General features: G+C 71.5%; 17 protein-coding genes. 9 read left to right on the forward strand and 8 right to left on the reverse strand.

The genetic code is table 11. The features are described 5' to 3' along the window. Positions 1-163: 163 nt before the first annotated feature. A complete protein-coding gene (gene ssd, locus ACP4IX_RS27295; protein ID WP_426557126.1) occupies positions 164-1,288 on the reverse strand; it encodes a septum site-determining protein Ssd in 1,125 nt (374 codons plus the stop codon). Between the two features lie 673 nt (positions 1,289-1,961). On the opposite strand from ssd, the gene ACP4IX_RS27300 reads away from it, so the two are divergent. After that, complete coding sequence (locus tag ACP4IX_RS27300; protein ID WP_426523904.1) at positions 1,962-2,837, forward strand: HAD family hydrolase; 876 nt, start codon at positions 1,962-1,964, stop codon at positions 2,835-2,837. A 420-nt stretch (positions 2,838-3,257) separates the two neighbouring features. Here the strand turns inward: ACP4IX_RS27300 and ACP4IX_RS27305 are convergent, their stop codons facing one another. Continuing rightward, entirely contained in the window at positions 3,258-4,082 is an 825-nt protein-coding gene (locus ACP4IX_RS27305) for an oxidoreductase (RefSeq protein ID WP_426557128.1), read from the reverse strand. A 111-nt stretch (positions 4,083-4,193) separates the two neighbouring features. Between ACP4IX_RS27305 and ACP4IX_RS27310 the strand changes: the two genes are divergently transcribed. Next, positions 4,194-5,174 carry an ATP-binding protein gene (locus tag ACP4IX_RS27310; protein ID WP_426557130.1) on the forward strand — a complete coding sequence of 327 codons (981 nt, stop codon included), beginning with the start codon at positions 4,194-4,196 and terminating at the stop codon, positions 5,172-5,174. 209 nt (positions 5,175-5,383) lie between these two features. Here the strand turns inward: ACP4IX_RS27310 and ACP4IX_RS27315 are convergent, their stop codons facing one another. Further along, entirely contained in the window at positions 5,384-6,667 is a 1,284-nt protein-coding gene (locus ACP4IX_RS27315; RefSeq protein WP_426523907.1) for a hypothetical protein, read from the reverse strand. A gap of 357 nt (positions 6,668-7,024) precedes the next feature. Between ACP4IX_RS27315 and ACP4IX_RS27320 the strand changes: the two genes are divergently transcribed. The 6 genes from ACP4IX_RS27320 to ACP4IX_RS27345 all read left to right on the forward strand — a co-directional run bounded on the left by ACP4IX_RS27320 (position 7,025) and on the right by ACP4IX_RS27345 (position 15,234). After that, complete coding sequence (locus ACP4IX_RS27320) at positions 7,025-9,448, forward strand: SulP family inorganic anion transporter (RefSeq protein ID WP_426557132.1); 2,424 nt, start codon at positions 7,025-7,027, stop codon at positions 9,446-9,448. 217 nt (positions 9,449-9,665) lie between these two features. After that, positions 9,666-11,621 (forward strand): acetate--CoA ligase, encoded by a 1,956-nt coding sequence (acs, locus tag ACP4IX_RS27325; RefSeq protein WP_426523909.1) that lies wholly within the window; start codon positions 9,666-9,668, stop codon positions 11,619-11,621. 285 nt (positions 11,622-11,906) lie between these two features. Beyond that, complete coding sequence (gene nhaA / locus ACP4IX_RS27330) at positions 11,907-13,331, forward strand: Na+/H+ antiporter NhaA (protein ID WP_426523910.1); 1,425 nt, start codon at positions 11,907-11,909, stop codon at positions 13,329-13,331. Between the two features lie 113 nt (positions 13,332-13,444). Further along, entirely contained in the window at positions 13,445-13,933 is a 489-nt protein-coding gene (locus tag ACP4IX_RS27335; protein ID WP_426523935.1) for a phage holin family protein, read from the forward strand. Then, positions 13,930-14,898, forward strand: a complete 969-nt coding sequence (locus ACP4IX_RS27340) for an alpha/beta fold hydrolase (RefSeq protein WP_426523911.1) — start codon at positions 13,930-13,932, stop codon at positions 14,896-14,898. Before ACP4IX_RS27335 ends, ACP4IX_RS27340 begins: the two co-directional genes overlap by 4 nt. A gap of 147 nt (positions 14,899-15,045) precedes the next feature. After that, positions 15,046-15,234 carry a hypothetical protein gene (locus ACP4IX_RS27345; RefSeq protein ID WP_426523912.1) on the forward strand — a complete coding sequence of 63 codons (189 nt, stop codon included), beginning with the start codon at positions 15,046-15,048 and terminating at the stop codon, positions 15,232-15,234. 95 nt (positions 15,235-15,329) lie between these two features. Here ACP4IX_RS27345 and ACP4IX_RS27350 read toward each other — a convergent pair whose 3' ends face one another. The 3 genes from ACP4IX_RS27350 to nth form a co-directional block, all read right to left on the reverse strand. Next, positions 15,330-16,529 (reverse strand): MarP family serine protease, encoded by a 1,200-nt coding sequence (locus ACP4IX_RS27350; protein WP_426523913.1) that lies wholly within the window; start codon positions 16,527-16,529, stop codon positions 15,330-15,332. A 47-nt stretch (positions 16,530-16,576) separates the two neighbouring features. Beyond that, positions 16,577-17,290 (reverse strand): NUDIX hydrolase, encoded by a 714-nt coding sequence (locus tag ACP4IX_RS27355; protein ID WP_426523914.1) that lies wholly within the window; start codon positions 17,288-17,290, stop codon positions 16,577-16,579. Between the two features lie 65 nt (positions 17,291-17,355). Then, complete coding sequence (gene nth / locus ACP4IX_RS27360) at positions 17,356-18,507, reverse strand: endonuclease III (protein WP_426523915.1); 1,152 nt, start codon at positions 18,505-18,507, stop codon at positions 17,356-17,358. A 276-nt stretch (positions 18,508-18,783) separates the two neighbouring features. Between nth and ACP4IX_RS27365 the strand changes: the two genes are divergently transcribed. Continuing rightward, positions 18,784-19,458, forward strand: coding sequence for a Crp/Fnr family transcriptional regulator (locus tag ACP4IX_RS27365; protein WP_003975365.1), 675 nt, complete (start codon positions 18,784-18,786; stop codon positions 19,456-19,458). 150 nt (positions 19,459-19,608) lie between these two features. Here ACP4IX_RS27365 and ACP4IX_RS27370 read toward each other — a convergent pair whose 3' ends face one another. Then, positions 19,609-20,451: an MBL fold metallo-hydrolase gene (locus ACP4IX_RS27370; protein ID WP_426523916.1), complete on the reverse strand. Its 843-nt coding sequence runs from the start codon at positions 20,449-20,451 to the stop codon at positions 19,609-19,611. Then, complete coding sequence (locus ACP4IX_RS27375) at positions 20,448-21,407, reverse strand: NUDIX hydrolase (protein ID WP_426557134.1); 960 nt, start codon at positions 21,405-21,407, stop codon at positions 20,448-20,450. The genes ACP4IX_RS27370 and ACP4IX_RS27375 overlap by 4 nt, the downstream gene beginning before the upstream one ends. Positions 21,408-21,459 lie beyond the last annotated feature (52 nt).

The following is a 21,459-nucleotide window of genomic DNA, read 5'->3' on the forward strand; positions in this document are numbered from 1 at the left end:
GGCTCCGGTGCCGCACCGGAGCCCGTCCCCCCGGGCACCGGGGAGGTCGACACGACCGCGGACTCCCCGGCGCCCGGCTCCGTGCACCCGGCTCCGGTCCTCTCGGCCGGCACGCCACCACTCGGCATGCCGCCACCCGCTCCCGCGAGGTCCACAGGCGCCCTCATGCCGCCCCACCCGTCTCCGCCAGCGCCCGCTCCCAGAACTCCCGGCAGAAACGCGCGAGCGGCCCTCGTGCGGACGTGCCCGGGGGGCGCCTGCTCTCGGTGGCGCGCAGGAGCCCGGGCTCGACGGGCACCTCACCGACCAGGGGCAGTCCGAGCAGCCGGGCCACCTCGCGGTCGTCGAGCCCGGAGGCGTACGGCCCGCGCACCGCGACACGGAGGTCGCGCAGGACCATGCCGACCGCTGCGGCCACCCGGTCCGCCGCCGCGACGGCCCGCAGTTCGGCCGGGACGAGGAGGAGGCCGACGTCGAGCTGGGCGAGGACTTCGGCGACGCCGTCGTCGATCCGGCGCGGCAGGTCGACGACGACCGTGCCGCCCCTGCGCCGCGCCGCCGCGAGCACCGCCCGTACGGCTTGGGCCGGCACTGTGACGCGGTCCCCCCGGTCCCAGCTGAGTACCCGCAACGAGTGCAGCTCGGGCAGTGACTCCTCCAGGGCGCCGCCGCCGACCCGTCCTCGCGAGGCCGCGAACGCGGGCCACCTCAGCCCCTCGGCCGTCTCGCCCCCCAGGAGGACGTCGAGGCCGCCGCCCAGCGGATCGGCGTCCACGAGGAGGCTGCGCATCCCCTGGCGCGCGGAGGTGACGGCGAGCGCACAGGCCAGTGTCGACGCTCCGGCGCCGCCCCGACCGCCGATGACGCCGACGGTGAGCGCGGGCCGGCCGACGCCTTCGGCGACGTCGGCGATGCGGTCGACCAGCCACTGCTCGCCGTCGGGCAGCATCAGGACGTGGTCGGCGCCGATCTCGACGGCCCGCTGCCAGACCCCCGAATCGTCCTGGTCACGGCCCACGAGGACCACCCCTCGTCTCCGCACGGCTCCGCGCACACGCCGCGCGGCGTCGTCGCCGACGAGGACGAGCGGCGCGGCTTCCCAGCTGCCCCGCCCTCCGGAGGCGGCCCGTACCGACGGCACCGAGTGGTGCACCTCCGGCGTGGCACCGGCCGCCGCGCACAGACGCAACAGGTCGTCGAGCAGTTCGGTGTCCTCGGTGACGATCAACGGCCCGCTCCGCCGCTCCTCGGCGGCAGGCGGCGGGTCGTCGAAAATGGTTCCGGTCATGACGTGCGTCCCCCTTCGCTGCGACTTCCGCGGTCGCGCCCGACATCCGTGGCTGCCTCGCGGGGCCCTCGCGGCCCCGCGATTCGCAATCGCGTGAAGAACCGGAAACCGGTTCTCACGTGAACGGCCGACGTGAACGCCCGATGTGAACACCGACTTGTACGTCGGCTCGAACTTCGGTCGATCCCGGCCATACGCGTCCTGCAAACAGAACCGGCCGTAGAACTCGGCGCGGCCCGGACGCATGGGAAACACGGTGCAGCGATCCGGGAAATCGTGTGGATCTTGGTCAAAAACTGTGGACAACTCGACGGTTGTGAATATCGCTCCCACAAACCGAGGAGCCTCGCCCCTCCCCCCCTCCACCCCACCCACACATCCCGGAGAGCAGTGCGGCGACTACCGTCCGTCATGAGTCAGGGGCATGACACTTCACGTCCGGCACCGTCACGGCACACGGCCCTGGAACATGAGATGAGCAGAAAAACCCACCCGGACATGCGACGACCCCCGCCGGGGGGGAGAGCGGGGGTCGTCTCCACGGCCGACTCGGGGGGGGGAGGAGTCGGACCGGGTTAGCACGGTCGCGAACGATCCGTGACTTCCATGGTGTACCCGAGAGCCATCTCAGGCAAACCCACGCGCCCCACCTTACGCCGAATGGGCTGCGCCTATGCTCGGGGTCGTGGAAAACCACTCCGTGCCGCACTCCATGCCCCGCGCTGCCGCCTTCTTCGACCTGGACAAGACGGTCATTGCGAAGTCGAGCACACTCACGTTCAGCAAGTCGTTCTACCAAGGCGGGCTGATCAACCGCAGGGCTGTCTTGCGTACCGCATACGCCCAGTTCGTGTTCCTCGCGGGTGGAGCCGACCACGACCAGATGGAGCGGATGCGCGAGTACCTCTCCGCACTGTGCCGCGGCTGGAACGTGCAGCTGGTCAAGGAACTCGTCGCCGAGACCCTGCACGACCTGATCGACCCGATCATCTACGACGAGGCCGCCTCCCTGATCGAGGAGCACCACACCGCCGGCCGGGACGTCGTGATCGTCTCCACGTCGGGCGCCGAGGTCGTCGAACCCATCGGCGAGCTGCTCGGCGCCGACCGCGTGGTGGCGACCCGCATGATCGTGGGCGACGACGGCTGTTTCACGGGAGAAGTGGAGTACTACGCGTACGGCCCGACCAAGGCGGAGGCGATCCGCGAGCTGGCCGCGTCCGAGGGGTACGACCTGGCCCGCTGCTACGCCTACAGCGACTCGGTGACCGACCTGCCGATGCTGGAGTCCGTCGGCCACCCCCACGCGGTGAACCCGGACCGGGCCCTGCGCCGCGAGGCTCTCGCGCGCGAGTGGCCGATTCTCGACTTCCATCGTCCGGTACGGCTCAAGCAACGGATCCGGGGCTTCTCCGTACCGCCGCGCCCGGCGCTCGTGGCCGCCGCCGCGGTGGGCGCCGCGGCGGCCACCGCGGGTCTCGTCTGGTACGCGAGCCGGCGGCGGTCCGCCGCGGTCCGGCCCGGCAGACGCCCTTTCACCCGCGTATGAGCGGGAAAGTAAAGAAGTGCAGCGTGCCCTTCCGCTTGCCCCGGGCCAGGAGTACAAAGGACTCAGCGGCCCGCGAGACCAAGGACATCCGAAAGGATCACCTCAGAACCGCATTTGGCCCCACGGACCGAGCACGGACATCGGGCACCCACGCGACGTCGACCCGTCGATTACGGGCCAGCCGCACCAGGTGACGGGCGAAGTTCCCGACCTGATGGGCACATATCGAGGACGCCTGGTAACCCGGTGGTCGTGCCAGCGGCGGTACGAGTACTCGTACCGCCGCATTTCCGTCCCGCCCGGCACGCCGCGCGCCTGACACGGCTCCGGGACCCCTGCTCCTCGGCCCTGAGACGACTCCCGGGGTCGGCCCTGAGACGACTCCCGGGGGCTCCCCGCCCCTCGGCGCAGCCCGCGTTCCTACGCGGCCCCGCGCTGGAGCGCCTCGCACACCGCCGTCGACTCGCGCGCGCCCAGCTCGACCGCCCTGCCGCAGTGGGCGATCCACGCGGACACCCCCTCCGGGGTCGCGGAGACGTAGCCGTCCAGCGCCGTCAGGTAGGCGGCGCGCCCGAGCTCGGCATGGCCGACCTCGGCGGGGCAGACGGATTTGGGATCGAGGCCGCTGTTGATCAGGACGATGCGCGCGGCCGCGCGCGCGACTAGGCCGTTGTGCGAGGTGAAGGGACGCAGCGCCAGCAGCTCACCGTGCACGACGGCAGCGGTCACCAGCGCCGGCGCGGAACCGCCCGCCATGACCAGCCCGGCCAGGCCGTCCAGGCGGCCGTGCGCCTCCTCGGCGCCCGGCAGCGGCAGCCGGACCAGCGGCTCGTCCACCGGCTCGCCCTTCTGGCGGGGCCGTCCCACCTGATCGGACTTGGCCGCGGCCGCAACCAGGTGCAGCCGGGCCAGCACCCGCAGCGGAGACTGCCGCCAGACGGACAGCAGCTGTCCCGCCTCGGCGGTCAACCGCAGGGCCGCACCCACCGCACGTGCCTCGTCGTCACCGCTGAAGTCGGTCCGCCTGCGCACCTCCTCCAGCGCCCAGTCCGCCCCGGACAGCGCCGCCGAGCCCCGGGCGCCGCGCAGTGCGGCCTCGGAGGTGATCTCGTTGCTGCGGCGCCGCATGATCCGGTGGCCGTACACCCGGTCCACGGCCTTGCGCACGGACTCCACGGACTCGGCCACGCCGGGCAGTGCACCGAGCGCCGCGAGCGGATCAGCGGTCGCGCCTGTCGTACTCATGAGTACGACCCTACGCATCCCGACGCCACACCCCACGAATGAGTGGTCTTCTTCACGTGCGCCTGGGACCGCGTACCACGTACAGCCATCACATCACTACTCTTGGTGAACATGAAAATTGCTTTCGTCGGGAAGGGCGGCAGCGGCAAGACCACGCTGTCCTCCCTGTTCGTCCGTCATCTCGTCGCCACCGGTGCGCCCGTCGTCGCGGTCGACGCCGACATCAACCAGCACCTGGGGGCCGCGCTGGGGCTCGACGAGGAGGAGGCGGCCTCGTTGCCCGCGATGGGTGACCATCTCCCGCTGATCAAGGACTACCTGCGCGGGACCAACCCGCGCATCCCCTCCGCGAAAAAGATGATCAAGACGACTCCGCCCGGCGACGGCTCGCGTCTGCTGCGGTTGTGCGAGGACAACCCGGTCTACGACGCCTGCGCCCGGCCGGTGGAACTCGACGGCGGGGCCGTCCGTTTGATGGTCACCGGGCCCTTCACCGACGCCGATCTGGGAGTCGCCTGCTACCACTCCAAGACGGGAGCGGTGGAGCTGTGCCTGAACCACCTGGTCGACGGCCGTGACGAGTACGTCGTGGTCGACATGACCGCGGGCTCGGACTCCTTCGCCTCCGGCATGTTCACCCGTTTCGACATCACGTTCCTCGTCGCCGAGCCGACCCGCAAGGGGGTCTCCGTCTACCGCCAGTACAAGGAGTACGCCCGCGACTTCGGCGTCACCCTGAAGGTCGTCGGCAACAAGGTGCAGGGGCGGGACGACCTCGACTTCCTCCGCGAACAGGTCGGAAGCGACCTGCTGGTGGCCGTCGGGCACTCGGACTGGGTGCGCGCCATGGAGAAGGGCCGGCCGCCCCGGTTCGAGCTCCTGGAGGAGCCCAACCGCCGTGCGCTGCACACCCTGCACACGGCCGTCACCGCGACCTACGAGCTGCGGGACTGGGCGCGCTACACGCGCCAGATGGCCCACTTCCACCTGAAGAACGCCCGCAGCTGGGGCAACGAGCTCACCGGGGACGACCTGGCAGCGCAGATCGACCCCGGCTTCGTCCTCGGCGAGGGTGTCTCCGCGCCGGTGTGACGGCACCCTCGCCACCCCCACCACCGCTGCCGCCGCCCTCACCTCTTCCACCGGGTACAGCCTCGGCGACCCCACGCCCACCGCCACCGGCGGAACCACCGCCTCCGCCGCGCCGCCTCCGCCGGGCCCGGTTCCCACGCCGGACAGCGGCCCCACGCTCCACCGGGCCCGCTCCCCTGCCGACTCCCCCGCCGGCTCCGCCGGAACGGTCAGTGCTTGGCGGCCGGCGCCCCCGGCACGCCCTTCGGCGCCGGTGCGGGACCGGCCGCGAGGAAGGACGCCCAGCCCTTCTTCGGGGCCTCACCGACGTCCAGCGTGCGCAGCTTCTTCAGAACCTTGGGGTCCTGGGCGTCCAGCCAGTCCACGAGCTGCCGGAAGGAGACGCAGCGCACCTCGTCCTTGGTGCACACCTCCTCGACGACCTCCTCGACGGCACGCATGTAGGTACCGCCGTTCCAGGACTCGAAATGGTTGCCGATGATCAGGGGCGCCCGATTGCCGTCGTAGGCCCGCCGGAAGCCCTGAAGCAGGCCGTCGCGCATCTGGTCGCCCCAGAGCTCGTGCTTGGCGGGGTCGCCCTGCGTCGTGGTGCCCGACTGGTTGACCATGAAGTTGTAGTCCATGGTGAGCTGCTCGAAGGTGTGCCCGGGGAACGGCACCAGCTGCATCGACACGTCCCACAGCCCCTGCTTCTTCTTCGGCCAGACCTGGTTGTTCACTCCGCTGCTGTCGTAGCGGAAGCCCATCTCCCCGGCGGCCCGCACGAAGTTCTCCTGGCCTTCCAGACACGGGGTGCGGGCCCCGATCAGCTCTTTGTCGTAGTCGAAGGGGAGGGGCGCCGCGTTCTTCATCCCGGTGTTGGTCTTCCAGGTCTTCACGAACTGCTTGGCCTGCCGGATCTCCTGCTTCCACTCCTCGACGGACCACTCGCCGACGCCGCCGCCGCTGCCGCAGAAGTGACCGTTGAAGTGGGTGCCGATCTCGTTGCCCTCCAGCCACGCCAGTCGCAGCTGCTCGACGGTGTCGGCGATGCCCTGCTCGTCGTTGAAGCCGATGTCGGAGCGGCCCGGGGAGTGCTGCGGCGGCCGGTACAGATCCCGCTTCTCCTCCGGCAGCATGTACACGCCGCTGAGGAAGTACGTCATCGTCGCGTCGTTCTCCTTGGCCACTTCACGGAAGTGGGAGAACAGCCGCTGGCTGTCCTCGCCCGCGCCGTCCCAGGAGAACACCACGAACTGCGGGGGCCGCCGGCCGGGCTTGAGGCGTTCGGGTACGGGAAGATGCGGCTGGGCCCCGGTGTACGCGGTCGAACCGTCACCGATCAGCCGGACCGTGTTCTCGGGTGCGGGCGCCGCTTTCCCCTTCTCCTTCCGCGGACCGTTCGTCCCTTCGCCGGAACCGGAGCCGCTGCCGATCGCGCAACCGGCGAGCGACGCGGCGCAGACCGCGGCGGCGATCGCGGTACGCGCGGCGATCCTGTGGGTGGCGGCCATGTTCCGCCCACCTTCTTCCTTCTCTCGGGCCAACGCCGACGAGGCGATGTCGGGTGCTGAGCCGGGATGTGCCGTCAGCGCCGTCAAGGTGGCACGAAAGCGAGAAGGAATTAGTACGACAAGCCGATGAAATAACCCATTCACTCTCTTGAGCGGCCTATTACTCCATTTGCGCTAAAAATCTATGCCGTCCCTTTACTCTGCATTACGATCCGTTTACCGAGCGCGACGATTGAGCGCTCGGCGAGTGCTCGGTGAGTGCTCGGCATCCCGCCGTGACCCACGGCCGCGACCGTCCCCGCCCAGCGGTGGACCCACCATGACCGCGACCGCGCAGCCCCGGAGGAGACGGGAAACATGTCAGCCTGCGTACCCGCCCGGGCCGATTCGGCCCGAACCAAGCACGTCCATCCGCCCCACAGCCCACCGCCCCACGGCCCCCGGCGCTTCCGCGTCGCGGGCGCCGACCTGTCGGCCTCGATCGCGGTCTTCCTGATCGCCCTGCCGCTCTCCCTCGGGATCGCCCTCGCCACCGGCGCCCCCCTCCAGGCCGGCCTCGTCGCGGCCGCGGTGGGCGGGATCGTCGTCGGACGGCTCGGCGGCTGCCCACTCCAGGTCAGCGGTCCCGCCGCCGGACTCACCGTGGTCACCGCCGACCTCATCGTGCGCTACGGATGGCGTACGACCTGTGCCATCACCGTGCTCGCCGGACTCGCCCAGCTGGGCCTCGGCTGCCTGCGCGTGGCACGCTCCGCGCTCGCCGTCAGCCCCGCCATCGTGCACGGCATGCTCGCCGGCATCGGCGTCACCATCGCCGTCGCCCAGCTGCACATCGTCCTCGGCGGCACCCCGCAGAGCTCCGTGCCCGACAATCTGCGGGCCCTGCCCGCCCAGTTGGCGAGCCCGAGACCGGCGGACCTGGCGGTGAGCCTGCTGACCCTGACCCTGCTGATGCTCTGGCCGCGGGTTCCCGGCCGGGCCGGGCAGCTCCTGGGCAAGGTCCCCGCCGCCCTGGTCGCCGTCGCCGGTGCCACCGTGGTCGCGGCCCTCGCCGGGCTCCGCCTGCCCAAGGTCGACCTGCCGTCCTGGAGCAGCCACGCCCTGGCCACGCTGCCCGACGGCCCGGTGCTCGGCCTCGTCGCCGCCGTCCTCACCACCACCCTGGTGTGCAGTGTGCAGTCCCTGCTCGGCGCGGTCGCCGTGGACAAACTGGTCGCCGCCCGGCCGGGTCTGAGCGGCCGGGTGAAACGCTCCGACCTCGACCGCGAGCTGCTCGGGCAGGGCGCCGCCAACATCGTCTCCGGATCGCTCGGCGGACTGCCCATCGCCGGTGTGGCCGTGCGCAGTTCGGCGAACGTGGGCGCGGGCGCCGTCAGCCGGAACTCCACGATGCTGCACGGCGTTCTCGTAGTGGTCGCCGCACTGCTGATGGTCCCGGCCCTGGAGTTCATCCCGCTCGCCGCACTCGCCTCCCTGGTCATGTCCGTCGGCCTCAGAATGGTGTCCCTGAACCACATCCGCACGGTGACCCGCCACCGCGAGGCGCTGGTCTACGCGGTCACCACCTGCGGCGTGGTGTTCTTCGGCGTCCTGGAGGGCGTCGCGCTGGGCATCGCCGTGGCCGTCGGCGTCGCCCTGCACCGCCTGTCCCGCACCCGGATCACGCATGACGAGACGGAAGGAGTCCATCATGTCCACGTCCGGGGCCAGTTGACGTTCCTCGCCGTGCCGAGACTCAGCCGGGTCCTGCACCACGTCCCCCAGGGAGCCGACACCGTCGTGGAGCTGGACGGGTCGTTCATGGACCACGCGGCGTACGAGACGCTGCAGGACTGGCAGAAGACGCACACCGCGCAGGGCGGCTCCGTCGACATCACCGGCCGCCGTCCCGGCACCCGCATCTCCGAACCGGCCGATGCGGACGGCTGCCGTTGCCGCCCCTGGACACCCTGGCGCAACCACCAGTGCGAGCGCCCGCAGCCGGCGCCCCCGCCCGGCACCGGCCGGCAGGACGGCACCGGAGAGCCGTCCGGGCCGATCACCGGCCCGAGCGGCACCGACGGTCCGGCCAGCCGCACCGGGCCCGGTGGCCCAGGCGGGCCCACCGGATCCAGCGGACGGGAACTGGCGCGTGGCATCAGCGCGTTCCAGCGCAACACCGCCCCGCTGGTACGCGGCGAACTGGCCCGGCTGGCCCGTGAGGGACAGCAGCCCTCCCAGCTGTTCCTCACCTGCGCCGACTCGCGGGTGGTCACCTCGATGATCACCTCCAGCGGCCCCGGTGACCTCTTCGTCGTGCGCAACGTGGGCAACTTCGTGCCGCTGCCCGGCGAGGAGAGCGGAGACGATTCGGTGGCCGCCGCGATCGAGTACGCGGTGGACATCCTGAAGGTGCGGTCCCTCACGGTGTGCGGACACTCCGGGTGCGGGGCCATGCAGGCACTGCTCAGCGCCGAGCCCGGGGGTGCGGGGACGCCGCTCAAGCGGTGGCTGCGGCACGGGCTGCCGAGCCTGGAGCGCATGCCCGAGGACGAGAGTGCCCGGCCCCGGCTGGCCGGACGCCGCCCCACCGACGCGGCCGAGCAGCTCTGCCTGGCCAACGTGGTCCAGCAGCTGGAGCACCTGCGCGCCCACGACGCGGTGTCCCGGGCCCTGCGCTCCGGCGAGCTGGAACTGCACGGCATGTACTTCCACGTGGGCGAGGCCCAGGCGTACCTGCTCTCCGAGGACGCCGAGGACGCGGTGTTCGAGCTGGTCCTCGAGACCGACCTGACCGCCTGAGCCGTACAGGGAGCCGGGGCGCGGGAGTGTGAGCGTCGTAACAGACGCTGAACCCCGCGCCGCCGGCGTCCGTGGGTACTGATGACCACTGGCCACGAGGACGAACGACCACCAGACAGGTCTAAACCAATTGTCCGTCGACCCTTGTCATCGGCCCCCCGGGTCTGATGAGCTGTGGCCTGGGACACAACGGACAACCCTGAGAACGGGAGATGTCGTGAGCAACGAATCCTTGGCCAACCTGCTCAAGGAAGAGCGCAGGTTCGCGCCCCCCGCCGACCTGGCCGCCAACGCCAACGTCACGGCGGAGGCGTACGAACAGGCCAAGGCTGACCGGCTCGGCTTCTGGGCCGAACAGGCCCGCCGGCTGACCTGGGCCGAGGAGCCGACCGAGACCCTCGACTGGTCGAACCCGCCGTTCGCCAAGTGGTTCAAGGACGGCACGCTGAACGTCGCCTACAACTGCGTGGACCGGCACGTGGAGGCCGGAAACGGCGACCGCGTCGCCATCCACTTCGAGGGCGAGCCCGGCGACAGCCGCGCCCTCACCTACGCCCAGCTCAAGGACGAGGTGTCCAAGGCCGCCAACGCCCTGCTGGAACTGGGCGTGCAGAAGGGCGACCGGGTCGCCGTCTACATGCCGATGATCCCCGAGACGGCGATCGCGATGCTGGCCTGCGCCCGGATCGGCGCGGCCCACTCGGTCGTCTTCGGCGGTTTCTCCTCGGACGCCCTCGCCACCCGCATCCAGGACGCCGACGCCCGCGTCGTCATCACCTCCGACGGCGGCTACCGGCGCGGCAAGCCGTCCGCCCTCAAGCCCGCCGTCGACGAGGCCGTCGAGCGCGCCGGCACCGTCGAGCACGTCCTCGTGGTCCGCCGCACCGGCCAGGACGTCGCCTGGGACGACTCCCGCGACAAGTGGTGGCACGAGACCGTCGAGCGCCAGTCCGCCGAGCACACGCCGGAGGCGTTCGACGCCGAGCACCCGCTGTTCATCCTGTACACGTCCGGCACGACGGGCAAGCCCAAGGGCATCCTGCACACCTCCGGCGGCTACCTCACGCAGACGGCGTACACGCACTGGGCCGTCTTCGACCTCAAGCCGGAGAGCGACGTCTACTGGTGCACCGCCGACGTCGGCTGGGTCACCGGCCACTCGTACATCGTCTACGGCCCGCTCGCCAACGGCGCCACGCAGGTCATGTACGAGGGCACCCCGGACACCCCGCACCAGGGCCGGTTCTGGGAGATCGTGCAGAAGTACAAGGTCTCCGTCCTCTACACCGCGCCCACCGCGATCCGGACGTTCATGAAGTGGGGCGACGACATCCCCGCGAAGTTCGACCTGTCCTCCCTGCGCGTCCTCGGCTCGGTCGGCGAGCCGATCAACCCCGAGGCGTGGATCTGGTACCGCAAGAACATCGGCGCGGACGCCGCCCCGGTCGTCGACACCTGGTGGCAGACCGAGACCGGCGCCATGATGATCAGCCCGCTGCCCGGCGTCACCGACGCCAAGCCGGGCTCCGCCCAGCGCGCGCTGCCCGGCATCTGTGCCACCGTCGTCGACGACGAGGCCAACGAGGTCCCGGACGGCGGTGGCGGCTACCTGGTCCTCACCGAGCCGTGGCCGTCGATGCTGCGCACCATCTGGGGCGACGACCAGCGGTTCATCGACACGTACTGGTCGCGTTTCGAGGGCAAGTACTTCGCCGGCGACGGCGCCAAGAAGGACGACGACGGCGACATCTGGCTGCTGGGCCGCGTCGACGACGTGATGCTGGTCTCCGGGCACAACATCTCCACCACCGAGGTCGAGTCGGCGCTGGTCTCCCACCCGTCGGTCGCCGAGGCGGCCGTGGTCGGCGCGGCGGACGAGACGACCGGGCAGGCCATCGTGGCCTTCGTGATCCTGCGCGGCACGGCGGCGGAGACCGAGGACCTGGTCGCCGACCTGCGGAACCACGTCGGCACCACCCTCGGCCCGATCGCCAAGCCCAAGCGGATCCTGCCGGTGGCCGAGCTGCCGAAGACCCGCTCCGGCAAGATCATGCGGCGCCTGCTGCGTGACGTGGCGGAGAACCGCCAGCTCGGGGACGTCACCACCCTGACCGACTCCACCGTCATGGACCTCATCCAGACGCAGCTCCCCGCGGCGCCCAGCGAGGACTGAACCGCCTGCTCCGAGGGCACCCGGCGAGACACCCGCCGGGTGCCCTTTTGGCGGGTGCCGCACCGATACGTCACGTTACGCACCGTCACGGAGATCACCCGGCGTCCTCGCCGCAGGTTAGGTAGGCTAAAAAGCAGGTAAGAAATTCAACAAGATCCTCAAGGTCCTCGGGACAAGACCCTCGGGGCACGTCCCTCGAAACGATGACCTCGAAGATCCTCATGGTGCGCCGGGAAGTCTGGTCGGCATGTGTTCTGTGCTGCCCATCGACCGGAGGTCCTCCCCGTGCCCGCGCCCCGCACCCCCCGCAAAGTCTTCGGACGCCTGTCCCTCCCGGAGCGCACCTACGTCGCGGACGCGCTGCGCACCGAGACCGTCGGCGGCGTCCTGCTCCTCGTCGCCGCCGTCGCCGCGCTGGTGTGGGCGAACATACCGGCGCTGAGCGACAGCTACGAGAGCGTCAGCCACTTCCACTTCGGCCCCGCGGCCCTCGGCCTGGACCTGTCGGTAGCGCACTGGGCGGCGGACGGACTGCTCGCGATCTTCTTCTTCGTGGCCGGCATCGAGCTCAAGCGCGAACTCGTCGCCGGTGACCTGAAGGACCCGAAGGCCGCCGCCCTCCCGGTGGTGGCGGCGCTGTGCGGCATGGCCGTACCCGCGCTGGTCTACACGGTCACCACCGCCTCCGGCGGCGGCTCCCTGGCCGGCTGGGCCGTACCCACCGCCACCGACATCGCCTTCGCGCTCGCCGTACTCGCCGTCATCGGCACGTCCCTGCCGAGCGCCCTGCGCGCCTTCCTGCTGACGCTCGCCGTCGTCGACGACCTGTTCGCCATCCTGATCATCGCCGTCTTCTTCACCGAGTCGATCAACCTCGCCGCGCTCGGCGGCGCGGTCGCCGGTCTCGTCGTCTTCTGGCTGCTGCTCCGCAAGGGCGTCCGCGGCTGGTACCTGTACGTCCCGCTCGGCCTCGTGATCTGGGGGCTGATGTACAACAGCGGCGTCCACGCCACCATCGCCGGCGTCGCGATGGGCCTGATGCTGCGCTGCCACACCCGTGAGGGCGAGCGGCACTCCCCCGGCGAGCACATCGAGCACCTCGTACGTCCTCTGTCGGCGGGCCTGGCCGTACCGCTGTTCGCGCTGTTCAGCGCGGGTGTCGCGCTGTCGGGCGGTGCGCTCGCCGACGTGTTCACCAAGCCGGAGACCCTCGGTGTCGTGCTCGGGCTGGTCGTCGGCAAGACCCTGGGCATCTTCGGCGGCACCTGGCTGACGGCGCGCTTCACCCGGGCCTCGCTCAGCGACGAGCTCGCATGGGCCGACGTGTTCGCGGTGGCGACCCTGGCCGGCATCGGGTTCACCGTCTCGCTGCTCATCGGCGAGCTGGCCTTCGAAGGCGACGCGGCGATGACGAGCGAGGTCAAGGCCGCCGTCCTCGCCGGCTCCCTCATCGCGGCGGCCGTGGCGACCGTGCTGCTGAAGATACGGAACGCCAAGTACCGCAAGCTGATCGCGGAGGAGGAGCGCGACGACGACCTCAGCGGCGTCCCCGACATCTACGAGGAGGACGACCCCGCGTACCACCTGCGCGTGGCCGCGGTCTACGAGAAGAAGGCCGCCGAGCACCGCCGGATCGCCGAGGAGATGGAGTCGGCGCGGCTTGCCGAAGTGCCGGGCGGGGCAGGCGATGAGGGCGACGGTCCGGCATGATCTGACGAGACGGTACAAAAGACGGACCGTACGCCGTCGGGCCGCCGTAGTCAGGCAGTACTCGACCGCCACGGAACCGTACGCAGATGAGCCAGCAGAAGAGGGAGACCGCGATGAGCGCACCCGACGGCAGCCCGGTCGGCACCGAACGCAGCATCGGCCAGCTGTTCGCCTCGGCGACCACCGAATTGTCGGCGCTCGTGCACGACGAGATCGCGCTGGCCAAGGCGCAGCTGAGGCAGGACGTCAAGCGCGGGGCGACGAGCGGCGGCGCGTTCTCGCTGGCCGGGGCCGTCCTGGTGTTCTCGCTGCCGATGCTGAGCTTCGCACTGGCCTACGGCATCCGGACCTGGAGCGGCTGGAATCTCGCGGTCTGCTTCCTGCTGTCCTTCGCGGCGAACGTCCTCGTGGCGGCCCTCCTCGCGCTGATCGGCATCGTCTTCGCGAAGAAGGCCAAGAAGGGCCGCGGCCCGCAGAAGGTCGCCGCCTCGGTGAAGCAGTCGGCGGGCGTGCTGCAGAACGCCAAGCCGCACCCGCGGCCGGAGCTGCCCGCGGACCGGTCCCCCGAAGCCATCGAGGCTGTGGCACGCTCGTCCTCATGACGGACCCCGCCACTCCTATGGGCCAACCCCCATCGGCGCAGCATCCCACCTCGGTCGTACGGCTCGGTGTCCCGGGCGGGCGCGAGGTGACCCACCGGGACGTCGCCGCCAACGGCGCCCGCTTCCACATCGCGGAGCTGGGTGACGGACCCCTGGTTCTGCTGCTGCACGGCTTCCCCCAGTTCTGGTGGACCTGGCGGCACCAACTGGTGGCCCTCGCGGACGCCGGTTTCCGCGCGGTCGCCATGGACCTGCGCGGCGTCGGCGGCAGCGACCGCACCCCGCGCGGCTACGACCCGGCAGGCCTCGCCCTCGACATCACCGGCGTGGTCCGCTCGCTCGGCGAGCCGGACGCCGCGCTGGTCGGCCACGACCTGGGCGGTTACCTCGCCTGGACGGCCGCCGCGATGCGGCCCAAGCTCGTGCGGCGGCTCGCGGTCTCGTCGATGCCGCACCCCCGGCGCTGGCGCTCGGCCATGCTCGGGGACGTCCGGCAGACCCGGGCGGGTTCCTACGTCTGGGGGTTCCAGCGCCCCTGGGTCCCCGAGCGCCAACTGACCGCGGACGACGGCGCGCTGGTCGGCCGTCTGCTCCACGACTGGTCGGGGCCGCGACCACTGGACGACGAGGCGGTGGAGGCCTACCGCCGTGCCATGTGCATCCCCTCCACGGCGCACTGCTCGGTCGAGCCGTACCGCTGGATGGTGCGTTCCCTGGCCCGTCCCGACGGCATCCAGTTCTACCGCCGCATGAAGCGGCCGGTGCGTGTGCCGACCCTGCATCTGCACGGCTCGCTGGACCCCGTGATGCGGACCCGGAGCGCGGCCGGGTCGGGCCGGTACGTCGAAGCACCGTACCGCTGGCGGCTGTTCGACGGTCTCGGGCACTTTCCGCACGAAGAGGACCCGGCCGCCTTCTCCACCGAACTGATCAACTGGCTGAAGGACCCCGAACCCGATCGGTGACCGAGGTGACCGATCGGTGACCGGACGACCACGTGCGGCACGCACGTCAGAACGCTTGTCCTATGAACGGCCACTTGCCCGGCGCATAGGCCAATTGGAGGCCCCGAGAACGGTTATCGACCTTGGGGCGGGGGCACACGTCGGGGTATGGGCTGGACGCACGACTACAGTGACGTAGCACGCGACGGCCGCTCCACGAGCGGCGTAAGCACCCACCGGCGAGGAGGCACCCCGCAACTGGCGGGGGCGGACCTACGGGTGGGCATCCCGCGCATTCTGCGCCGCCGGGCCCGCTGGGTCTCCGTGCGCCTGCGCCATCCACGCGGCGCGAGCTGACACCCGCGAGCCGAGCTGACACCCGCGAGCCGGTACCCGGCGGCCGCCCCGCGAGCTGACACCCCGCGACACGCGCGCCGCCGAACCCCGGGTTCCTAGAGCGCGCAGTCGTCGCTGTCCACCTGCTGGTTCGCGGTGCGGCCCTTGGCGATGTCCTCGCGGATCTCGTCCACGGTGAGCGCGTAACCGGTCTCGGAGTCGTCCAGGGACTTGGCGAACACCACGCCGTAGACCTCGCCCTCCGGGGTGAGCAGCGGGCCGCCGGAGTTGCCCTGACGGACCGTCGCGAACAGCGAGTAGACGTCGCGGTGCACGGTGCCGCGGTGGTAGATGTCCGGACCGTTGGCCGTGATGCGCCCGCGCACGCGCGCGGCGCGGACGTCGTACGCCCCGTTCTCGGGGAAGCCCGCGACGATCGCGCCGTCGTCGCGGCTCGCGTCCTCGTCCGAGAACCGCAGCGCGGGTGCCTTCAGCTCCGGTACGTCGAGTACGGCGACGTCGCGCCGCCAGTCGTAGAGGACGACCGTCGCGTCGTACTTCCTGCCCTCGCCGCCTATCTGCACCGTGGGCTCGTCCACGCCTCCCACGACGTGGGCGTTGGTCATGACACGGCGCTCGTCGAAGACGAAGCCGGTGCCCTCCAGGACCTTGCCGCACCCGGTGGCGGTGCCCATGACCTTGACGATGGAACGCTTGGCGCGGGCCGCGACCTGACTGCCGGCCAGCGCCGGGTCGGGCGCCTGGACGTCGGGGATCTGCTCGTTGGAGAACGGGCTGAAGACCTGCGGGAAGCCGTTCTGCGCGAGGACGGAGGAGAAGTTCGTGAACCACGAGTCGGCCCGTGCGGGCAGCGCCCTGGAGACGCCCTGCAGCACCGTGGAGCTGCGGACCTCCTTGCCGAGCGTCGGCAGCGTGGTGCCGGCCAGTGCCGAGCCGATCAGCCAGGCGACCAGGAGCATCGCCACGACGTTGACGAGGGCACCGCCGGTGGCGTCCAGAGCGCGGGCCGGGGACCAGGTGATGTACCGGCGGAGCTTGCTCCCGAGGTGGGTGGTCAGCGCCTGGCCGACGGACGCGCAGACGATGACGACGACGATCGCGACGACGGCGGCGGTCGTACTCACCTCCGCGTGGTCCGTCAGGACGTCCCAGAGGACCGGTAGCAGATAGACGGCGACGAGACCGCCGCCGAGGAAACCGATCACCGACAGGATGCCGACCACGAAACCCTGGCGGTAGCCGACGATCGCGAACCAGACGGCGGCCAGCAGCAACAGGATGTCCAGCACGTTCACCGATTCAAGCCCCGCCTCGTCGTCGTACGCTCACACCGGTCACCCTGTCATGACCGCCGGTCCAGCGGGACCTGCTTCTCCCTGTCCCAGGGCCGCTCCCAGCCCGCGAAGTGCAGCAACCGGTCGATGATGCCGGCGGTGAAGCCCCAGACGAGCGCCGATTCGACCAGGAACGCCGGACCGCGATGGCCCAGGGGATGGACGGCGGTGACTCTGTTGGCGGGGTCCGTGAGATCGGCCACGGGGACGGTGAAGACCCGCGCGGTCTCGTTGGGGTCGACGACGCCGACCGGGGTGGGCTCGCGCCACCAGGCCAGCACCGGGGAGACGACGAAGCCGCTGACCGGGATGTAGAGCTTGGGCAGGACGCCGAAGATCTGCACGCCGGCCGGGTCGAGCCCGGTTTCCTCCTCCGCCTCGCGCAGGGCGGCCCGCAGCGGCCCGTCGCCCTGGGGGTCACCGTCCTCGGGGTCGAGGGCGCCGCCCGGGAAGGCCGGCTGACCGGCGTGGGAGCGCAGGGTGCCGGCCCGCTCCATGAGCAGCAGCTCCGGGCCGCGCCCGCCGTCGCCGTCGCCGTCGCCGAACAGGATCAGGACGGCGGACTGGCGTCCGGCACCGTCCTCCGGCGGCAGGAAGCGGCTCAGCTGTCCGGGCTGCACCGTCTCGACGGCCCGCACCACCGGATCCAGCCAGCCGGGCAGGCCCTCCTTGCTGAGGATCCCGCCCCGCGTATGCCCCTGCGTGTCGCTCGCCCGTGTCATCGCCACCCCCGTCCTGCCGATATCAACGCCCGACGCCCCCGAGATCGTTCCGTGAGACCGTTCCGTCACCCGGCCCCCAGCGCAGGTGCCGGGGTACCGCCCGCGTCCAGGTACGCCTGCGGCGGGTTCAGGCGCTGGCCCGGGAACCCGCCCTTCTCGTACTTCAGCAGCTTCTTCGCCTTCTCCGCGTCCGTCTCGCCCTCGCCGTACGCCGGGCAGAGCGGTGCGATGGGGCAGGCCCCGCAGGCGGGCTTGCGGGCGTGGCAGATCCGGCGGCCGTGCCAGATCACGTGGTGCGAGAGGTCCGTCCAGTCGCTCTTGGGGAAGAGCGCGCCGACGGCGGCCTCGATCTTGTCCGGGTCGGTCTCGCCGGTCCACTGCCACCGGCGCACCAGACGCTGGAAATGGGTGTCCACGGTGATACCGGGGCGGCCGAACGCGTTGCCGAGGACGACGAAGGCCGTCTTGCGGCCGACGCCGGGCAGTTTGACGAGGTCCTCGAGACGTCCGGGGACCTCACCGCCGAAGTCCTCCACCAGGGCCTTGGACAGCCCTATGACCGACTTGGTCTTGGCCCGGAAGAAGCCGGTCGGGCGCAGGATCTCCTCGACCTCCTCGGGATCGGCGGCGGCCAGGTCCTCGGGGGTCGGGTACCTGGCGAAGAGGGCGGGCGTCGTCTGGTTGACGCGCAGGTCGGTGGTCTGGGCGGACAGCACCGTGGCCACGACCAGCTGGAACGGGTTCTCGAAGTCCAGCTCCGGATGCGCGTACGGGTAGACCTCGGCGAGCTCGCGGTTGATACGGCGGGCGCGGCGGACCAGCGCCGTGCGCGACTCGCCGCCCGGCGTCTCCGGGGCGACGGTCTTCGCCGGGGCCACGCCCTTGACGGCGGCGGTGGCCCTCTTGGGGACGACGGCGGGCTTCTTGGCGGGCGCCTGCTTCTTCACGGGCGCCGGGGCCCTGCCCGAGGCCGCCTTCCTCGCGGGCGCGGTCCTCTTCGCGGGCGCGGTCTTCCTCGCGGGCGCGGTCTTCCTCGCGGACGCGGTCTTCCTGGCGGGCGCCGTCTTCCTCGCGGGCGCCGGGTCGTTCTCGGGTGCCGGGTCGTTCTCGGCGTTCATCTCCACGGCACCCTTCTCCTCAGTCACCCTCTTGGCAGGCGTCGCCCTCTTTGTCGCTCTCGCCGTTTTCCTACCGCCATCGGGGCCCTGTTCGCCCACGGCGGAATCGCGACGTACACCCACCCGCGCAGCCCCCTCGGCCTGTGCTCTCACCGGCGATTTGGACACCCGGCCAGCCTACGGCCCGGCACCGACATCTGCCCCGGACCCCGAAGATCGGCGTCCAATTGGACCCCTGCCGCGTACCCCAGGACACCAGTGCGGCATCCTTGTGACAGATCACACTGTTTGGACTGTCCGGCAAAATGGGCACCACGGACCCCTGGTACACCGGGGGAACAAGATCCTCTGAGCCGGTCGACAAGGAGAGAACTCGTGGACGACGTTCTGCGGCGCAACCCGCTCTTCGCGGCGCTCGACGACGAGCAATCCGCGGAGCTCCGCGCCTCCATGAGTGAGGTGACCCTCGCCCGCGGCGACACACTGTTCCACGAGGGGGACCCCGGAGACCGCCTCTACGTGGTCACCGAGGGCAAGGTCAAGCTCCACCGCACGTCCCCCGACGGGCGCGAGAACATGCTGGCCGTCGTCGGCCCCAGCGAGCTGATCGGCGAACTGTCGCTCTTCGACCCGGGCCCGCGCACGGCCACCGGCACCGCGCTGACCGAGGTCAAGCTGCTCGCCCTCGGCCACGGCGACCTCCAGCCCTGGCTGAACGTCCGCCCCGAGGTGGCCACCGCCCTGCTCCGCGCCGTCGCGCGCCGCCTGCGCAAGACCAACGACGCCATGTCCGACCTCGTCTTCTCGGACGTTCCCGGCCGTGTCGCCCGCGCCCTGCTGGACCTGTCCCGCCGCTTCGGCGTGCAGTCCGAGGAGGGCATCCACGTCGTGCACGACCTGACGCAGGAGGAGCTGGCCCAGCTGGTCGGCGCGTCCCGCGAGACGGTCAACAAGGCACTGGCGGACTTCGCCCAGCGCGGCTGGCTCCGCCTGGAGGCCCGCGCGGTGATCCTGCTGGACGTGGAGCGGCTGGCCAAGCGCTCCCGCTGACCGGCCCCGGCCGGCACGCCCCGATCGGGCACACCGCTCGGGCAGCCCTCGCTCCGGGCCGGAATCACTCCGGGCCGGTTTCAGCCGGGCAGCCCAGGGTCCGGCGGCCCTCGGTCCGGCAGGCCTCGGCCCGGCAGGGTCCGGCAGGCCTCAGTCGGGCAGCTGGATGAGCCCGTGCTCGCCCAGGTACTCCAGCTGTGCCCGCACCGACAGTTCCGCCGCCGGCCACAGCGAACGGTCGACGTCCGCGTACACGTGGGCGACGACCTCGCCCGGCGTCCGGTAGCCGTCCTCCACGGCCGTCTCGACCTGGGCGAGGCGGTGGGCGCGGTGGGCGAGGTAGTACTCCACGGCGCCCTGGGCGTCGTCCAGGACGGGGCCGTGGCCCGGGAGCACCGTGTGCACCCCGTCGTCGGCCGTGAGCGACCTGAGCCTGCGCAGGGAGTCCAGGTAGTCGCCGAGGCGGCCGTCGGGATGGGCCACCATCGTCGTACCGCGGCCCAGGATCGTGTCCCCCGTCAGGACCGCCCGGTCCGCCGGGAGATGGAAGCACAGGGAGTCGGCCGTGTGCCCGGGGGTCGGCACGACCCTCAGTTCCAGGCCGCCGACCTCGATCACGTCACCGGCGGCCAGCCCCTCGTCGCCCAGCCGCAGCGCCGGGTCCAGGGCCCGTACGTTCGTCCGCGTCAGCTCGGCGAAGCGCGCGGCGCCCTCCGCGTGATCCGGGTGACCGTGCGTCAGGAGCGTCAGCGCGACGCGCTTGCCCGCCCGCTCCGCGGCGTCGACGACGTTCCGCAGGTGCGTGTCGTCCAGCGGGCCCGGGTCGACCACGACGGCCAGGCCGGAGTCCGGCTCGGCGAGGATCCAGGTGTTCGTCCCGTCCAGGGTCATCGCGGAGGCGTTCGGCGCGAGGACGTTCACCGCGCGCGCGGTGGCCGGCCCCGAGAGAACGCCGCCCCGCGGCTGGCCGGGCAGTGCTGCTGCGTCCGTCATGCGAGGGCTCCCCCGGTCGGGTCGGAAGGTGTCGCCGGCGCCTGCGCCGCGCTCGGCACGTGCTTGGTGAACTCGTCGTGCCCCGGCCAGGAGAGCACGATCTCGTCGCCGGCCAGCCGCGCCTGGGCCAGGACGGGTGTCATGTCGCGGCCCCGAGCCGACGCGAGCGCCTCGGCCGCCGTACCGCACTCCGCGAGGCCGCGCAGGGTCGCGATGGTCGGCGGCATCATCAGCAGCTCGCCCTTGTCGTACCCGGCCGCGGCCTCGGCAGGGGTGATCCACACCGTGCGGTCGGCCTCCGTGGAGGCGTTGCGGGTGCGCTGCCCCTCGGGGAGGGCGGCCACGAAGAACCACGTGTCGTAGCGCCGGGACTCGAACTCCGGGGTGATCCAGCGGGCCCAGGCGCCCAGCAGGTCGGAGCGCAGAACGAGGCCCCGGCGGTCCAGGAACTCCGCGAAGGACAGCTCACGGCCCACCAGGGCGGCCCTGTCCTGCTCCCAGTACGCGCCCGTCGTGTCACCGACCACCGAGTCGCCGGCCGGCCCGGCGAGCAGGACGCCCGCCTCCTCGTACGTCTCGCGTACGGCCGCGCAGACGATCGCCTGGGCGCCCGCCTCGTCGACCCCGAGCCGGTCCGCCCACCACGCGCGCGGGGGGCCCGCCCAGCCGATGTCGCGGTCGTCGTCGCGCGGGTCGACCCCGCCGCCCGGGTAGGCGTACGCACCCCCGGCGAACGCCATGGAGGTGCGGCGGCGCAGCATGTGCACGGCGGGGCCGGTACCGGTGCCGGTGTCCTTGAGGAGCATGACGGTGGCCGCGCGCTTCGGGGCGACCGGGGTGAGGGTTCCGGCCGCCAGCGCGCGGATGCGGTCCGGCCACTCCGGGGGGTACCACTGCCCGTTCGCCCGGACGCTCGCCTGGTCATTCGCCTGGACATTCGTCTGACCGTTCGCCATGGCCGGAGGCTATCCGGTGACGGGCGGATGTTCGAGTGGCCGCCGGGCCGGA

Origin of the sequence: Streptomyces sp. WG5 (assembly GCF_049974565.1) — a bacterium.
Lineage (GTDB): Bacteria > Actinomycetota > Actinomycetes > Streptomycetales > Streptomycetaceae > Streptomyces.

What these genes read in the sequence shown, in the direction of transcription:
- ACP4IX_RS27370 (WP_426523916.1), bottom strand. Translation starts at nt 20,451, where the DNA reads ATGACGGACGCAGCAGCACTGCCCGGCCAGCCGCGGGGCGGCGTTCTC.
- ACP4IX_RS27345 (WP_426523912.1), top strand. Translation starts at nt 15,046, where the DNA reads ATGGGCTGGACGCACGACTACAGTGACGTAGCACGCGACGGCCGCTCC.
- ACP4IX_RS27320 (WP_426557132.1), top strand. Translation starts at nt 7,025, where the DNA reads ATGTCAGCCTGCGTACCCGCCCGGGCCGATTCGGCCCGAACCAAGCAC.
- ACP4IX_RS27310 (WP_426557130.1), top strand. Translation starts at nt 4,194, where the DNA reads ATGAAAATTGCTTTCGTCGGGAAGGGCGGCAGCGGCAAGACCACGCTG.
- ACP4IX_RS27335 (WP_426523935.1), top strand. Translation starts at nt 13,445, where the DNA reads ATGAGCGCACCCGACGGCAGCCCGGTCGGCACCGAACGCAGCATCGGC.
- ACP4IX_RS27340 (WP_426523911.1), top strand. Translation starts at nt 13,930, where the DNA reads ATGACGGACCCCGCCACTCCTATGGGCCAACCCCCATCGGCGCAGCAT.
- ACP4IX_RS27375 (WP_426557134.1), bottom strand. Translation starts at nt 21,407, where the DNA reads ATGGCGAACGGTCAGACGAATGTCCAGGCGAATGACCAGGCGAGCGTC.
- ACP4IX_RS27305 (WP_426557128.1), bottom strand. Translation starts at nt 4,082, where the DNA reads ATGAGTACGACAGGCGCGACCGCTGATCCGCTCGCGGCGCTCGGTGCA.
- ACP4IX_RS27355 (WP_426523914.1), bottom strand. Translation starts at nt 17,290, where the DNA reads ATGACACGGGCGAGCGACACGCAGGGGCATACGCGGGGCGGGATCCTC.
- ACP4IX_RS27315 (WP_426523907.1), bottom strand. Translation starts at nt 6,667, where the DNA reads ATGGCCGCCACCCACAGGATCGCCGCGCGTACCGCGATCGCCGCCGCG.
- ssd (WP_426557126.1), bottom strand. Translation starts at nt 1,288, where the DNA reads ATGACCGGAACCATTTTCGACGACCCGCCGCCTGCCGCCGAGGAGCGG.
- ACP4IX_RS27300 (WP_426523904.1), top strand. Translation starts at nt 1,962, where the DNA reads ATGCTCGGGGTCGTGGAAAACCACTCCGTGCCGCACTCCATGCCCCGC.